This window comes from Variovorax sp. GW821-FHT09B05 (assembly GCF_059418265.1).
Window position 1 is genome coordinate 263,837 of sequence record NZ_JBWKPN010000002.1, and the last position, 13,605, is coordinate 277,441.

At 66.8% G+C, this 13,605-nt stretch carries 12 protein-coding genes and 2 tRNA genes; 9 read left to right on the plus strand and 5 right to left on the minus strand.

The window, feature by feature from the left end:
• The first annotated feature begins 56 nt into the window (after window positions 1–56).
• The 5 genes from glgX (at window position 57) to AC07RM_RS06095 (ending at window position 6,586) form a co-directional block, all read left to right on the plus strand.
• A complete protein-coding gene (glgX, locus tag AC07RM_RS06075) occupies window positions 57–2,186 on the plus strand; it encodes a glycogen debranching protein GlgX (protein ID WP_495333769.1) in 2,130 nt (709 codons plus the stop codon).
• A gap of 208 nt (window positions 2,187–2,394) precedes the next feature.
• Entirely contained in the window at window positions 2,395–3,894 is a 1,500-nt protein-coding gene (locus tag AC07RM_RS06080; protein WP_093342513.1) for a DUF4331 domain-containing protein, read from the plus strand.
• Window positions 3,895–3,907: 13 nt separating this feature from the next.
• On the plus strand, window positions 3,908–4,189 hold the full coding sequence (locus AC07RM_RS06085) for a hypothetical protein (protein ID WP_296789143.1): 282 nt from the start codon (window positions 3,908–3,910) through the stop codon (window positions 4,187–4,189).
• Window positions 4,186–5,403 (plus strand): hypothetical protein, encoded by a 1,218-nt coding sequence (locus tag AC07RM_RS06090; RefSeq protein ID WP_495333771.1) that lies wholly within the window; start codon window positions 4,186–4,188, stop codon window positions 5,401–5,403. Before AC07RM_RS06085 ends, AC07RM_RS06090 begins: the two co-directional genes overlap by 4 nt.
• A complete protein-coding gene (locus AC07RM_RS06095) occupies window positions 5,390–6,586 on the plus strand; it encodes a HupE/UreJ family protein (RefSeq protein WP_495333773.1) in 1,197 nt (398 codons plus the stop codon). Before AC07RM_RS06090 ends, AC07RM_RS06095 begins: the two co-directional genes overlap by 14 nt.
• Before the next feature lie 105 nt (window positions 6,587–6,691).
• Here the strand turns inward: AC07RM_RS06095 and AC07RM_RS06100 are convergent, their stop codons facing one another.
• The 3 genes from AC07RM_RS06100 to AC07RM_RS06110 all read right to left on the minus strand — a co-directional run bounded on the left by AC07RM_RS06100 (window position 6,692) and on the right by AC07RM_RS06110 (window position 10,060).
• A complete protein-coding gene (locus tag AC07RM_RS06100; protein ID WP_296789146.1) occupies window positions 6,692–7,249 on the minus strand; it encodes a fasciclin domain-containing protein in 558 nt (185 codons plus the stop codon).
• Window positions 7,250–7,360: 111 nt separating this feature from the next.
• Complete coding sequence (locus tag AC07RM_RS06105) at window positions 7,361–9,448, minus strand: TonB-dependent receptor (RefSeq protein ID WP_495333775.1); 2,088 nt, start codon at window positions 9,446–9,448, stop codon at window positions 7,361–7,363.
• Between the two features lie 99 nt (window positions 9,449–9,547).
• On the minus strand, window positions 9,548–10,060 hold the full coding sequence (locus tag AC07RM_RS06110) for a hypothetical protein (protein WP_495333777.1): 513 nt from the start codon (window positions 10,058–10,060) through the stop codon (window positions 9,548–9,550).
• Between the two features lie 367 nt (window positions 10,061–10,427).
• Between AC07RM_RS06110 and AC07RM_RS06115 the strand changes: the two genes are divergently transcribed.
• On the plus strand, window positions 10,428–10,730 hold the full coding sequence (locus tag AC07RM_RS06115) for a hypothetical protein (protein WP_495333779.1): 303 nt from the start codon (window positions 10,428–10,430) through the stop codon (window positions 10,728–10,730).
• Here the strand turns inward: AC07RM_RS06115 and AC07RM_RS06120 are convergent.
• Complete coding sequence (locus tag AC07RM_RS06120) at window positions 10,720–11,274, minus strand: peptide chain release factor family protein (RefSeq protein ID WP_495333781.1); 555 nt, start codon at window positions 11,272–11,274, stop codon at window positions 10,720–10,722. The genes AC07RM_RS06115 and AC07RM_RS06120 overlap by 11 nt on opposite strands.
• Window positions 11,275–11,373: 99 nt before the next feature.
• On the opposite strand from AC07RM_RS06120, the gene AC07RM_RS06125 reads away from it, so the two are divergent.
• Both AC07RM_RS06125 and AC07RM_RS06130 read left to right on the plus strand, forming a co-directional pair.
• Window positions 11,374–11,450: transfer RNA gene (locus AC07RM_RS06125), tRNA-Met, on the plus strand.
• 133 nt (window positions 11,451–11,583) lie between these two features.
• Window positions 11,584–11,657 (plus strand) — tRNA-Asn (locus AC07RM_RS06130).
• Between the two features lie 100 nt (window positions 11,658–11,757).
• Here AC07RM_RS06130 and AC07RM_RS06135 read toward each other — a convergent pair.
• Window positions 11,758–12,138, minus strand: a complete 381-nt coding sequence (locus tag AC07RM_RS06135; RefSeq protein ID WP_495333783.1) for a hypothetical protein — start codon at window positions 12,136–12,138, stop codon at window positions 11,758–11,760.
• Between the two features lie 438 nt (window positions 12,139–12,576).
• Here AC07RM_RS06135 and AC07RM_RS06140 point away from each other — a divergent pair, with 438 nt between their 5' ends.
• On the plus strand, window positions 12,577–13,449 hold the full coding sequence (locus AC07RM_RS06140; protein WP_495333784.1) for a hypothetical protein: 873 nt from the start codon (window positions 12,577–12,579) through the stop codon (window positions 13,447–13,449).
• Window positions 13,450–13,605 lie beyond the last annotated feature (156 nt).

A 13,605-nucleotide genomic window follows, 5' to 3' on the forward strand; every position in this document is an offset into this window, starting at 1 on the left:
ACACGGAGACTTTGCCGTCCCTTCCCGCAACCCCTCAGCCCGATCACCCACACGCCATGGCCGACACCCCTCACGTTCCGACCCCCCTGACGGTGCTCGAAGGCACCGCGCACCCGCTCGGCGCCAGCTTCAACGGCGACGGCGTCAACTTCGCCGTGTTCTCGGCGCATGCCACGCGGGTCGACGTCTGCATCTTCGACGAGGCCGGCACCACGCAGGTCGGCTGCGTCACCCTGCCCGAGTACACCGACGAGATCTGGCACGGCTTCGTGCCCGGCCTGCAACCCGGCGCGCGCTACGGCCTGCGCGTGCACGGTCCCTACGAGCCCGAGAAGGGCCACCGCTTCAACCACCACAAGCTGCTGCTCGACCCCTATGCCAAGGCCTACATGGGCACGCTGAAGTGGGGCCCCGAGCTGTTCGGCTACACCGTGGGCCATGCCGACGGCGACCTGAGCTTCGACGAGCGCGACAGCGCGCCGCTGGTGCCCAAGTGCGTGGTGGTCGACTCGCGCTTCGAGTGGACGCAGACCGATGCGCTGCGCGTGCCCTGGCCCGAGACCGTGTTCTACGAGACCCATGTGCGCGGCTTCACCATGCAGCATCCGCAGGTGCCCGAGCAGTTCCGCGGCACCTTCGCGGGCATGGCGCGCGACGAGGTGCTGGCGCCGATCCGCGCGCTCGGCGTGACCAGCGTGGAGCTGCTGCCGGTGCAGATGTTCCTGAACCAGTCCTCGCTGCTCGAGAAGGGCCTGACCAACTTCTGGGGTTACGACACCATCGGCTTCTTCGCGCTCGATCCGCGCTACATGGACGGGCCGCAGATCGACGAGTTCAAGCACATGGTCGACCGCTTCCATGCGCACGGCCTCGAGGTGATCCTCGACGTGGTCTACAACCACACGCCCGAGGGCAACGAGCTCGGCCCGACGATCTCGTTCAAGGGCATCGACAACGCGAGCTACTACCGGCTGCTGCCCGACACGCCGCGCTACTACATCAACGACACCGGCACCGGCAACACCGTGAACCTCAGCCATCCGCGCGTGCTGCAGATGGTGACCGACAGCCTGCGCTACTGGGTGACCGAGATGCGCGTGGACGGCTTCCGCTTCGACCTCGCGACCATCCTCGCACGCGAGCCGCATGGCTTCGACGAAGGCGGCGGCTTCCTCAAGAGCTGCCGGCAGGACCCGGTGCTCTCGAGCGTGAAGCTGATCGCCGAGCCCTGGGACATCGGCCCGGGCGGCTACCAGGTCGGCGGCTTCCCGCCCGGCTGGGCCGAGTGGAACGACCAGTTCCGCGACACCGTGCGCGCCTGGTGGAAGGGCGAGGAGGGCACCGCGGGCAAGCTCGCGCAGTGCCTCACCGCGAGCGGTGAGCGCTTCAACCACCGCGGGCGCCGGCCCTGGGCCAGCGTCAACTTCATCAGCGCGCACGATGGCTTCACGCTGGCCGATACCGTGAGCTACAACGACAAGCACAACGAGGCCAACGGCGAGGACAACCGCGACGGCCATTCGGACAACCGCTCGTGGAACTGCGGCGTCGAGGGCCCGACCGACGACGAGGCCGTGCTCGCGCTGCGCGCGCGCCAGCAGCGCAACCTGCTGGCCACGCTGCTGCTGTCGCAAGGCACGCCGATGCTGCTGGCCGGCGACGAGTTCGGCCGCACGCAGCAGGGCAACAACAATGCCTACTGCCAGGACAACGAGATCTCGTGGGTGGACTGGGCCGCGGCCGGTGGCGACGCAGGGCGCGCACTGAGCGACTTCTCGGCCCGCCTGCTCGCGCTGCGAAAGGAATTCCCGGTGCTGCGGCGCAACCGCTTCCTGGCCGGCGCCTGGTTCGAGGACATCGGCGCCAAGGATTCGACCTGGTTCACGCCGGCCGGTGAGGAGATGCAGCCCTCGCACTGGGACGATCCGCAGACGCGTTCGTTCGCGCTGCTGCTCGACGGCCGCGCGCCGGTGTCGGCGATTCCGGTCGCGGCGCACGACGCGAGCGTGCTGCTGGTGTTCAACGCCTGGCACGAGGCCGTGCCTTTCACGCTGCCGGCCGCGCCGGCCGGTGCGTGGACGCTGGTGCTCGACAGCGCCGACCCGGCACTGGGCGTGGGCGATGACGCGGCGCGCGGCGACTATCTGGCGACGGGGCGCTCGGTGCTCGTGTTCACGAGCCGCTGAGTTCGTGACGTTTCGGTGACGGAAGGAAGGGCCGCGCGCGCCCTCGCGGGAACGCGCGCGTAGCACTTCCACGGCTGCGCTGCGCGGTGAAAACCCTCGGTAAAAAAAGCACATCCGGTTGAACCTTCGGTTCGTACTCATCCAGAGCCGACGTTTTCGTCGGACGAGTCGTGCCCGCACATCCACCATTTACACCGAGGTGACGCCGATGAGATTCTCCCTACCCCCCGCAAGGGCCTGTGTCTTCGTGCTCAGTGCCGTGACCGCCGTGGGTGCCATCGCATCCAGCCACCGAGAGGCGCCGTCGATCGCGGGCATGCCCAAGCTCGATGCCACCGACTTCTACATGTTCCGCAGCTACGAAGCTGGTCGCCAGGACTTCGTGACGCTGATCGCCAACTACCAGCCCGACCAGAGCCCGTACGGCGGTCCCAACTACTTCACCATGGACCCGAACGGCCTGTACGAGATCCACCTCGACACCGACGGCAACGCGGTCGAGGACATCACGTTCCAGTTCAGGTTCAAGAACACGCTGCGCGACATCCAGCTGCCGATCGCGGGCAAGCAGGTGTCGATCCCGCTGGTGCAGGCTGGCGGCATCAGCGGGCCGAACCAGGCCACCAGCAACCTGCGCGAGACCTACACGCTGAACATCGTGCGCGGCGATCGCCGCAAGGGCAAGGTCGAGGCCGTGTCCAAGGCGGGCGGCGGCACCGAGTTCGACAAGCCCACCGACAACATCGGCGACAAGACCTTCGGCGGCCCGACCGGCTATGCCACCTATGCGAACCAGCATCTCTACACGGTCAACATCCCGGGCTGCGCCACGCAGGGCCGCGTGTTCGTCGGCCAGCGCAAGGATCCGTTCACCGTGGCCCTGGGCCAGGTGTTCGACCTGATCAACCTCAATCCGCTGGGCTCGAGCTCGGCCAACCCCGACGCGCTGGCCGACAAGAACGTGACGACGATGGCGCTCGAGGTGCCGATCTCGTGCATCACCACCGCCGGCCATCCGATCGTGGGCGGCTGGACCACGGCCAGCGTGCGCCAGGGTCGCCTGATCGCCAGCCCGCCCAAGAGCGGCCATGGCACCACCGCGATCAACGGCGGCGCCTGGGCCCAGGTCTCGCGTCTGGGCATGCCGCTGGTCAACGAGGTGGTGATCGGCCTGAAGGACAAGGACCGCTTCAACAGCTCCAAGCCGCAGGACGACGCGCAGTTCGCCGACTACGTGACCAACCCGACCTTGCCGGCGCTGGTGCAGACGCTGTTCTCGGCGCCCGCGCCCACCAACTTCCCGCGCACCGACCTGGTCGCGGCCTTCCTCACGGGCGTGGAGGGCGTGAACAAGCCGGCCAACGTCAAGGCGTCGGAAATGCTGCGGCTGAACACGTCCATCGCGCCAACGGTGAAGGCGAACCAGAGCAACCTCGGCGTGCTCGGCGGCGACAACGCGGGCTTCCCGAACGGACGCCGGCCGGGCGACGACGTGGTCGATGCCGAGTTGCGCGTGGCCATGGGCGTGCTGTGCGTGGCCACCGGTGCCAGCGACACGCTCAAGGTCGGCTGCAAGCCGGCCGACGCGCCCGCGGGCAGCGCCGCGCTGACCGATGGTGCCGCGCAGAGCCCCACGCAGTTCCCCGATGCCTTCCCGTACCTCAACACGCCGCTGCCGGGTTCGACCTCGGCCTCGGCCGCGCGCTGAGGAGGATGCCGGCATGAACCGCAACATCCCTCGCATCGCCGGCCTGCTGCTGGTGACCGCCTTCCTCGCCGGCTGCGGCGGGGGCGGCGGCGGTGGCGCCGTGTTCTACCCGTTCCCGCCGGTGAGCGGCAACCCGCCGGAGAACCCGCCGCCGCAAGCCGACGCCTACGACAGCTTCATTGCCTACGTGCAGTCGCTGGTCGCCTCGGTGCTCGACACGGCGGAGCCGGCCAACGTGGCCGCCTTCGATCCGGCGCCGACGTCGGAGACCAAGGACCCCGTCGCCACGCAATGAAGCAGGCGCAGCGTGCCGCGCGGCGGGCCGCGAACCGGCTGGCCCGCGCGGCGGCGCTGTTGTTGTTGCTGGGTACGGCCGGGGTGGTGCTCGCGGCGCCGCGGGTGCCGGCCAGCGACGACGAGGTGGTCGAGAAACTGCCCGTGATCGCCGGCTGGCTCGATGCGCAGCGCAAGCTGCGCCGCGAGCTGGCCCAGCGGCCCGGCGACGAGGCCACCGCGATCGAGGCCGCGACCACCTACCTCGACCTCGCGCGCTCGCAGGGCGATGCGCGCTATGCCGGCCAGGCCGCGGCCGCGCTGCAGGCCTGGGAGGCCACGCCCATCGCCCAGACACCGCCCGCGGTGCTGGTGATGCGCGCCACCGTAGCCCAGTTTCTGCACGATTTCGATGGCGCCGAAACCCTGTTGAAGGCGGCGCTGGCACGCCGGCCCGCCGATCCCCAGGGCTGGATCACGCTCGCGACCGTGCTGCGCGTGCGCGGGCGTTACGACGAATCCGATGCCGCCTGCCGTGCGCTGGGCCGCGTGGGGCCGGCGCTCTATGGCGTGGCCTGCCTGGCGGAGAACGCGGGCCTGCGCGGCAACCATGCCACCGCGCGCGATGCGCTGCGAGGCCTGCTGGCCGACCCCGCGCTGGCCGGTGCGCCGCAGGCCGGAACGCGGCAGTGGCTGTGGACCTCGATCGCCGAGATCGAGGAACTCGCGGGCCGGCCCGCCGAGGCGGATGCCGCGTACCGCAAGGCGCTCGCGGCCGAGCGGTCGGGTTATCTGCTGCTGGCGTACAGCGACTTCCTGCAGCGTGCGGGTCGTGCTGGCGAGATCCCTTCGTTGCTCGCGAAGGAAGCGCGCAGCGATGCTGTGCTGCTGCGGCTGGCCATTGCACACACGCAGGCGGGAAAACCGCAGGCACCGCGCACCGTGGTCCCCGAAGCCGAGGAACTGCGCGAGCGCTTCGAGGCCGCCGCGCTGCGGCCCGGCACCACCGCGCAGCATGCACGCGAGGAGGCGATGTTCGCACTCGATGTGCAAGGCGATGCGAAGCGCGCCGTCGAGCTGGCCCGCCTCAATGTGCGCCTGCAGCGCGAGCCGATCGATCTGCTGGTGTTCGCGCGCGCGGCCTCGGCCGCCGGCGATGCGGCCGCGCGCGATGAGGCGAGGGCGCTGATGCGCGAGATCGGACTGAAGGATGCACGTGTCGATGCCATTCCCTGAACGACGTCGCATCGGGCTGGCCACCGCCTTGCTGTTCGTGCTGGCGCTGCTCCTGGCGCTCGCGCCGGGCGCCGCGCGCGCCCACAAGGCCAGCGATGCCTACCTGCAGATCCAGCGCGATGCCGAGGGCCTCGACCTGCGCTGGGACATCGCGCTGCGCGATCTCGACGCGACGCTCGAGCTCGACCGCGATGGCGACCGCCAGCTGCGCTGGGGCGAGGTGCGAGCGCGGCTCGACGACATCCGCGCCTATGCACTCGCGCGGCTCCAGTTGCAGCAGGGTCGCTGCGCGCTGGCCGAGACCCGGCCGCCGGCGGTCGAGGACCGCGTCGATGGCGCCTATCTCGTGCTGCAACTGCACGCGCGATGCGATAGGGGGTCCACGCTCGAGATCGACTACCGGCTGTTTCGCGAGATCGATCCGACGCATCGCGGTTTGCTGCGGCTCGCTTCGGACGGTGGTGCTTCGCCGGCAGTCCACTCGCTCGATCCCGCGGCCGGCAGCGTGACGTTGCCATGGCCGGGCGCGGCGGCGGGTCCTTCCACGCCCGCCGCGAACGCCGAGAGCGACAGCCCCGGCTTCTTCCGCGACGGCATCCACCACATCCTGATCGGCTACGACCACATCCTGTTCCTGCTGTGCCTGCTGTTGCCCGCGGTGCTGCTGCGGCGCGGCGATGGCGGCTGGACACCGGTGAGGAATTGGCGCGACGCGATCTGGCCGATGCTCGGCATCGTCACCATGTTCACCATCGCGCACTCCATCACGCTGGCGCTGGCCGGGCTGAAGATCGTGAGCCTCTCGCCGCGCATCGTCGAGCCGGGCATCGCGATCACGATCATCCTCGCGGCCGTGGACAACCTGCGGCCGCTGCTGCGCGGCCGGCGCAAGCTCTTCAGCTTCCTGTTCGGCCTGATCCATGGCTTCGGCTTCGCGGGCGCGCTCGGCGAACTCGACCTGCCGCTGCGCGGCTTCGTGCTCGCGCTGCTGCAGTTCAACCTCGGCGTCGAAGCGGGCCAGCTCATGGTGGTGGCCGTGGCACTGGTCGTGCTGCTGTCGTTGCGCGGCTGGCGCGGCTATGCGCCGGTGGTGCTGCGCGGCGGCTCCGTCGTGGCCGTGGCGGTGGCGGCCATCTGGTTCTGCGAGCGCGTGTTCGACGTGAAGATCCTGCCGTTCGCCTGAGCGGGAGGCTGCCGCACGGCGGGAAAGAAAAAAGCCCCGATCGATGTCGGGGCCCGGAGCGTTTCGAACAGCCCGCGCAGTTCGCGCGGGCGGGTGCGCGATGGATTACTTGGGCAGCAGCACCTTGTCGACGACATGGATCACGCCGTTCGACTGGTACACGTCGGCGATGGTCACGGTCGCGGAGCCGCCTTTCTCGTCGGTGATCATGACCTTGCCGCCGCTGGACTTGGCCGTGAGGTTGCCGCCGGCCACGGTCTTGAGCGTCGCCGAGCCCTTGCCGTCCATGATCATCTTGGTCAGCGCGGCTGCATCGATCTTTCCGGGCACGACGTGGTAGGTCAGGATGCCCGTCAGCATCGTCTTGTTCTCGGGCTTCAGCAGCGTATCGACGGTGCCCGCGGGCAGGGCGGCGAAGGCTGCGTTCGTCGGCGCGAACACGGTGAACGGGCCCGGGCCCTTGAGCGTCTCGACCAGGCCCGCTGCCTTGACGGCCGCCACGAGCGTGGTGTGGTCCTTCGAATTCACCGCGTTGTCGATGATGTCCTTGGTGGCATACATCGGCGCACCGCCGACGGTGACCTGCGCGAGCGCGGCGAACGAGCCCAAGCTCAGCGAGACTGCCAAGGCGACCGTGGCCATGCGATTGAATCTGTTCTTCATGCGAGTACTCCTGGTGAGGATGCCGGCGCGAATTGCGCATCGACTGCTGCAACTACGGGCCGGGCCACGATGCAGATTCAATCTCGAGGCAAGGCGCGCGCTTTCTTTCGTTCAGAAGGTCCAGCGTGCGCTGACCCGCGCGCTGCGCGGCTCCATCGGATGGATGTGGCGCCCGTCGATGCCGTCGCCGCAGGCACCGCGCGCTACTTCGCCCGCGCTGCACGAGGCATAGAAGTACTCGATGTCGTTGCCCTTGCGGCCCGCGAGGTTGAACACGTCGAGGCCCAAGGTGAGCTGCTTGTTCACTGCGTATCGTGCGCCGAAGTTCAGCAGCGTGGTCGCGCGCGAGCGCACCGTGTTCAAGGTGTCGAGTGCGCGCGGGCCCATGTAGCGCAGGCGAAGCGAGGCCGTCAGAGGTCCTTCGGTATAGATCACGCCCGCGGCGAACACGCGCTCCACCGCGTTGTCGATGTAGTTGCCTTCGCCTTCAGGTGCGAGGCCCCGGAAGCGCGCGCGCGAGATCGCCGCATCGGCCTCGAAGCGCCAGCGCGAACCGAGCTTCCAGCGCAACGTGGCCTCGATGCCGCGGCGGCTGCTGGCGCGGCCGGGCTCGGTGGTGCCGGCGTCGCCGACATAGACCAGCTCCGAGTCGAGCCGCAGCTGCCACAGCGCCGTGGTGAGGCTGAAGTCCTCGCTGGGCTGGAAGCGCCAGCCGATCTCGGCACCGCGCCCCTTCACGAGCGCGGGCACGCGCTCGGCGGGCAGGCCGCTCGTCGGATCGACATTGATCGTCGCGCCGCGCACGTCGTTGCTGTGGAAGCCCGTGCCCACGTTGAGGTAGAGCTCATGGGTCGGCGTCACGGTGAAGGCCAGGCCGGCTTTCGGGCTCACGAGCGAGTCGTGGCCGCGTCCGCTATTGACCGGGCCATAGAGCGGCTCGCGCCCTTGCACGTCGTAGCGCAGCAGGTCGCCGCGCAGGCCCACGTACCCACGCCAGCGCTCGCTGAAGTTCACGAGCTGCTGGGCGTGAACGGAGAACAGGTCCTGCTGCACCTTGTCGTTGCGGACCGTCGAGATCCGTTCGCGGGCCACGGTGTTGTACAGGCCCACCTCGCCGATGCGGTCACCGCGCCAGCTGCCCCCGAAGCTCAAGACGCCATCCAGTCCCCCGATCTGATTCGGCCGGCTGTGCGTGCCCTGCAGCCCGAAGACCCGGCGGCGGTCGGTCTGCTCGAACTGGTCGCCTTGCTCGGGGTTGTTGAGGAAATAGGTGAAATCGGAGAACAGATCGAAGCGGTAGTCGATGACATAGCCGCTCAGTTGCGTCTGCCCCTCGGGGCTGTTGTCGAACCACTTGCCCGACAGGCTGAGGCGCCGTGTCTTGCCGCCGTCGGTGGTGTTGAGGGAGCCGAAGCGCGAGAGCTCGCCGCTGTCGACCAGTCGCTCGGGGATCTGGTCGGTGGAGTTCCAGCGGCTCTGGTAGGCCATGGCGGTGATGCTGAGGCCGCGCACCGGCGAGCCTTGCGAGTAGCGCAGCACCGCATTGGCCTTGCGCAGGCGTTCGGGCGTGTCCCAGGGCCCGTTGTTGCCCTCGAGTTCGATCGCACCGAGCCAGGTCTGGTCCTGCACGGTGCGCGAACCCGCTGCGAGCAGCCGGCGGAAGTTGTTCGCGCCCAGCGTGACTTCGGCAAAGGGCGCATCGAGCGCGCTCACGTAGTCGAGCGAGGCCGTGCCCGCGAGTGCGAAGTCGCCGCCGTCGGCGAAGTAGGGCCCCTTGCGATAGCGCACGCCCGAGACCAGGTCGGGGATCAGGAAGTTGAGGTCCGCGAAGCCCTGGCCGTGGCCGTGCGAGGGCATGTTGACGGGCATGCCGTCGACCGTGACCGCGAAGTCGGTGCCATGGTCGAGATTGAAGCCGCGCAGGAAGTACTGGTTGGCCTTGCCGTCGCCCGAGTGCTGGGTGGCGACCACGCCGGGCACGGCCTCGACGATGTCGCCGGGGCGCAGCTTGGGGCGGGCCTGGAACGAGGCTTTTTCCACCGCGCCTTCGCTCGCGCTGTCGGCCGTGCCGATGGCCGCATCGCGCGGGCCGCTGACTTCGATCGGGGGCAAGTGGACGGGTTGGGCACAGGCTGCAGCGCTGCCGAGCAGGGCGCCGAACATCCAGGGTTGGCGCGCGAGGCGAATCGAAGCTTTCATGGGTCTCCCGCGTCTTCGATGTCCGCGCGGAGCGGGAATGCTCGTTGCCATGACGCGCCATTGATACGCGCGCAAGCCCGTTTCGGATTCGGCGCGCTGTCAGGGCTTTCGAGGCTGCAGCAAGCCCGAGTAGCACGCGGGAATCTTTTCGTCGCCCTGCACGCAGTCGGAGTGCCTGTACAAGGCCTCGATCTCGATCACAGGCACCGGCTTGCCCAGGAACATCCGCTGCCCGGCCACGCGGCCGTCGAAGCTCACCAGCGTGTATAGGGCCACGAGGTCCCGGTCGTAGTCCCCCGCGCCGCAGGCGATGAACTGCTGCTCGTCGCGGGGCCACTGCAGCACGTTCTGTGCATCGAAGGTGGCGTGCAGCAGGGTGAAGCACTGGCGAGAACCTTCCTGTGGCTCGATGGCGTTGATGCCGCCGCTCCAGTGGATGCGTTTGCCTTGGGCTTGCGGGGTCAGGGCCTGGGCGGGGGAGAGGGTGGTGGTTTGGGGTTTCGTTGTGCGCGCAGGTGGATCAGGTTCGTGATCGGCGGGAGTGCTGCAGGCGCTCACGAGGGCCGCGGCACACAGCAGGAAGGTAGCGTGTCGTTTTAGGTGATCGGGCATCGGGTCATCGTAGCGTGGCTCCACGCTTCATCCCGGAAGGGGAGCAACCAGATCGCGCCGACCATCGCGCACGAGATAGACATCGACTTAGACCAGGGCATGCCATGAACACAGCGCGCCGCTCCAACGCACCGTCTTTCAGCGCCGCAGCCAAAGCTGTTCGACGTGGACATGGCGCGCGAGCCGAGCGTGAACGTGCTCGTGCCGCCGGAGCCTGCCGTTGGCCGAATCGTACGCATGGCGGCGCTCAACGACACTGACTTCACGAGGCTGTGGCGGAAGACGAAGAAGCTGAGGAACCGCACGCTGCTCAACATGGCGCGCGGCCAGCGCTGCCTGCTGCTGGTTCACCGGCCTGACGCTCAGCGTGATCGACGACCGCATCGGTACGCTGGTCGACCGCGGCGACATCCTGCGCGTGCAGCGCGGGGTGTACGTGCCGGCCGTCCAACACCCGCCGGCGCGCGCCATGTCGAAGACGCTGCTGCCCGACGGCTGGGTGAAGATCGAGATCGGCGACATGGTGATCCCGCTGACGCCGCGCGAAGACCGCATGCTGGCGACGCTTCAAGCCGGCGCGGCCGCTCAGGCCATCGCGATCGAGACCGGGCGCAACACCGCGCTACTGGCCGCAAACGGCGGACAATTCCAGAGCGCGGTCAGCGCGTAGGCGTTGGGAAAGGATATCGCTGGAGGCCTTCGATCGACCGCTTGCTGAGGAGCAGCGCAGAGGCGTTCTCTGCGAGCTTGGCGCTCAACATTTGGCGCGCGGTGTGAAGGTTGGCGTGGCGCGACCTGGCTTCCTTGCTGATCGCGACCATCCCAGTTAGCCGGTGAGTGAGCCGCACCGCGCTGTCCGTGTGGCGAATCATGTAGCCGTCGTGGTCTGGACGGGGATTGAAGTACTCGATGGAGAGCTCGTCGTCGGCGAGCGCAAGTTCGTTCGGGCGGCCGCTGCGGTAGCAAACAAGGCTAAGAAGAGGGGAATCGGCTGTCGTGCTGAGTTCCCGAAATGCATCTAGAAGGCGGTCGAACTGATGTTCATCCGGCACGGCCATCGTCAAGCCCACGTCGCTGTGCAAAAAATTGTCCCATTCCATTGAAACGATTTGTGGATTGTCAGCGTGATCCAAAATGAATTTGGTCACCGGGTGCAGAGCTTTGCAGTTCTCGCGATCCCGTATCGTCACGAACATTTCGAAGTAGCCCGCCATTGCTCCTCCTCCGTTGTTTGCCTGTCCCGAGTTCGGTGAGCTTGCCACATCCCCCTGTAGGGCGGGCGTGCCTGCGGCGAACACCTCACACTTCGACCGCGCGGTGTAGCTCAGCCAGGTAGAGCGCCAGGTTCATACCCTGTATGTCGTCGGTTCGAAGCCGACCACCGCAACCAGACACTTTGTGAAGCGAGACCGCCGGACCTACCTGCATTGAGCCCGGGGCAACGGGTGAAGGGACGGAGGAAGGGATTGGGAAAGCTGTGGCGAGCAGGCGCCAGCCCCATGGACACAGTTCAGAATACGTTTGCCGAAGCCATGGGGTTCTCATGTGCGCTCGCCTGTTTAGCGACGCGCCGCCGGTTCAACTCCGGCCTTCGGCGCCCCGGCGACACTGGCGCAGTGAAGATCAAGATATCCGAACTCGCCGGCCAGGATCTCGAATCCCTGGTGACCAGTGCCCTGGACGAGCAGCGCTGAGGCTCAGCGCTCTCTGCGCTCGAGCAGGCGGGCATGCGAGGTTCCTTCACCAGATGCCTCGTGGAACTCGATGTATCCGACCGAACGCCAGTCTCGAAACAACCGGGCAAGCGTGGGACCGTCTTCGAGGCTGCCATAGCCTCCGCCTCCAGAACCGACCCACATCATCCGATGCCCATTGCGATTGGCGTCGATCGTAGTCACGCCCTGCTTGAGGATTTCGGCGAGCGCCTCGTTCGAGAACAGTGCGAAGAGGTCGTAGTCCGTCACGGCCAGATGACCCAACCGTTCGATCACGAAATCGAGCAGCACATCGATCGGAAAATCGTACTCACGCCACACCCTCTCCTTCTCGTTGGCATCCGCTTCGAGTTGTACGTCCATGGCTGAAGTCTATTCGCGAGCTCCCCCTGTAGGGATTCGCCTTGCGCCCTTCGCGCTCGAAGATTCAGTCCACGGGCGACCGGACCCCGAACACGGCGCTAGCCTTGGTGCTGGAGTGGGGGTAAATCACTCCGGATTTTTCCTCCTGCTTGTCCCAGGGGTTGCAGAGTGGGACGAGAACCGCACGGTCCAGCGCGCGAGCAGCGCGTAAGTCGGATGGACCGAACCCCCGGCGCTATGCCGGCCAGTTGTCTCCTCGGGCGGCTTCGGTCGCACGTTTGCCCGTCAGGAAATTCCCTGGCGGGCTCTTTTCTCCGTTGCAAACGATGGTTTACATTCAGATTTCAGAGAATCTGAGATCTGAAGCGAGGAACCATGACCGTCTGTGTTGCCGCGATCTGTGAGACGAGCGGATCTGTGATCGGAGCGTCGGACCGCATGCTGACTGCTGGAAATGTCCAATTCCAGCCGCCGGTTTCAAAATGCTATGAGCTTACGAGTTCAGCAGTGTTGATGGTCGCCGGCGAGATGACGATTCAGGCCGAGATCGTCGCCCGGATGAGAGACCGAATCAATCGGATGCTTAGTGTGGAGCCGCCACCTGATTGGCTCCGCATAAGCGAAGTCGCCGCAATGTATTCCCATGTTCATAGCGAACTGCGCGCAAACCGCGCTGCAAGCGAGTTTCTAGGGCCGCTTGGCCTGACGCTGGAGACGTTCATCGCACGCCAAGCTGAATTGTCGCCACAGCTGGTGTCGAGTCTTGCCACAGAAATGATCACAAAGACGTTCCCCCGGGTGGAGGCGATCATCGCTGGCGTTGATCGTACAGGCGCGCACATCTACGTGGCGGATGGAGCAACGATTTCGTGTCATGACGCAGCGGGCTTCGTCGCGATAGGGAATGGTTGGTATCACGCAAACTCGCATTTGATGTTCTTAAGACATGGGAAAAACGCGGGTTTCACCAAGACTTTGTGGCTGACCTTCAGCGCCAAGAAGAGAGCAGAGGTGGCTCCCGGTGTTGGAGAAGACACCGACATGTTCGCGGTGCGCGGGTTGGGTCAACACTTCGAGATCGGCGATCACGTATTGGCCGAGTTCGATACCGTGTACCGGCAGACGGTCGATCTTCACGCGCAAGCCGACGCAGAGTCAGAAAGGAAGGCAGATGAAAGTCTTGCAGAGCTTCTTGCGGCAAGAGCCGCTGTTGGGGCCGAAGAGCAACAAGCTGTTGACACAGCGCCGCCCGCTGACGGGACAGCAGTCCCAAGCGAAGGCGATCAAGAAGGTCCAAATCGAGGAAGCTGAGCGAAACGCCGCAGGCATGCCCTCGCTGTTCGGGCAGGTGTCGAATTTGGCCGCTGGCGCATCGGAGATTCCAGCTGGGGAAGCCACTGTTACGCGATCTAAGCGCTGATGAGTCGCGGAGCCCTTTAAGCCCCCTCTAGAGTTCGACCAGGTGTG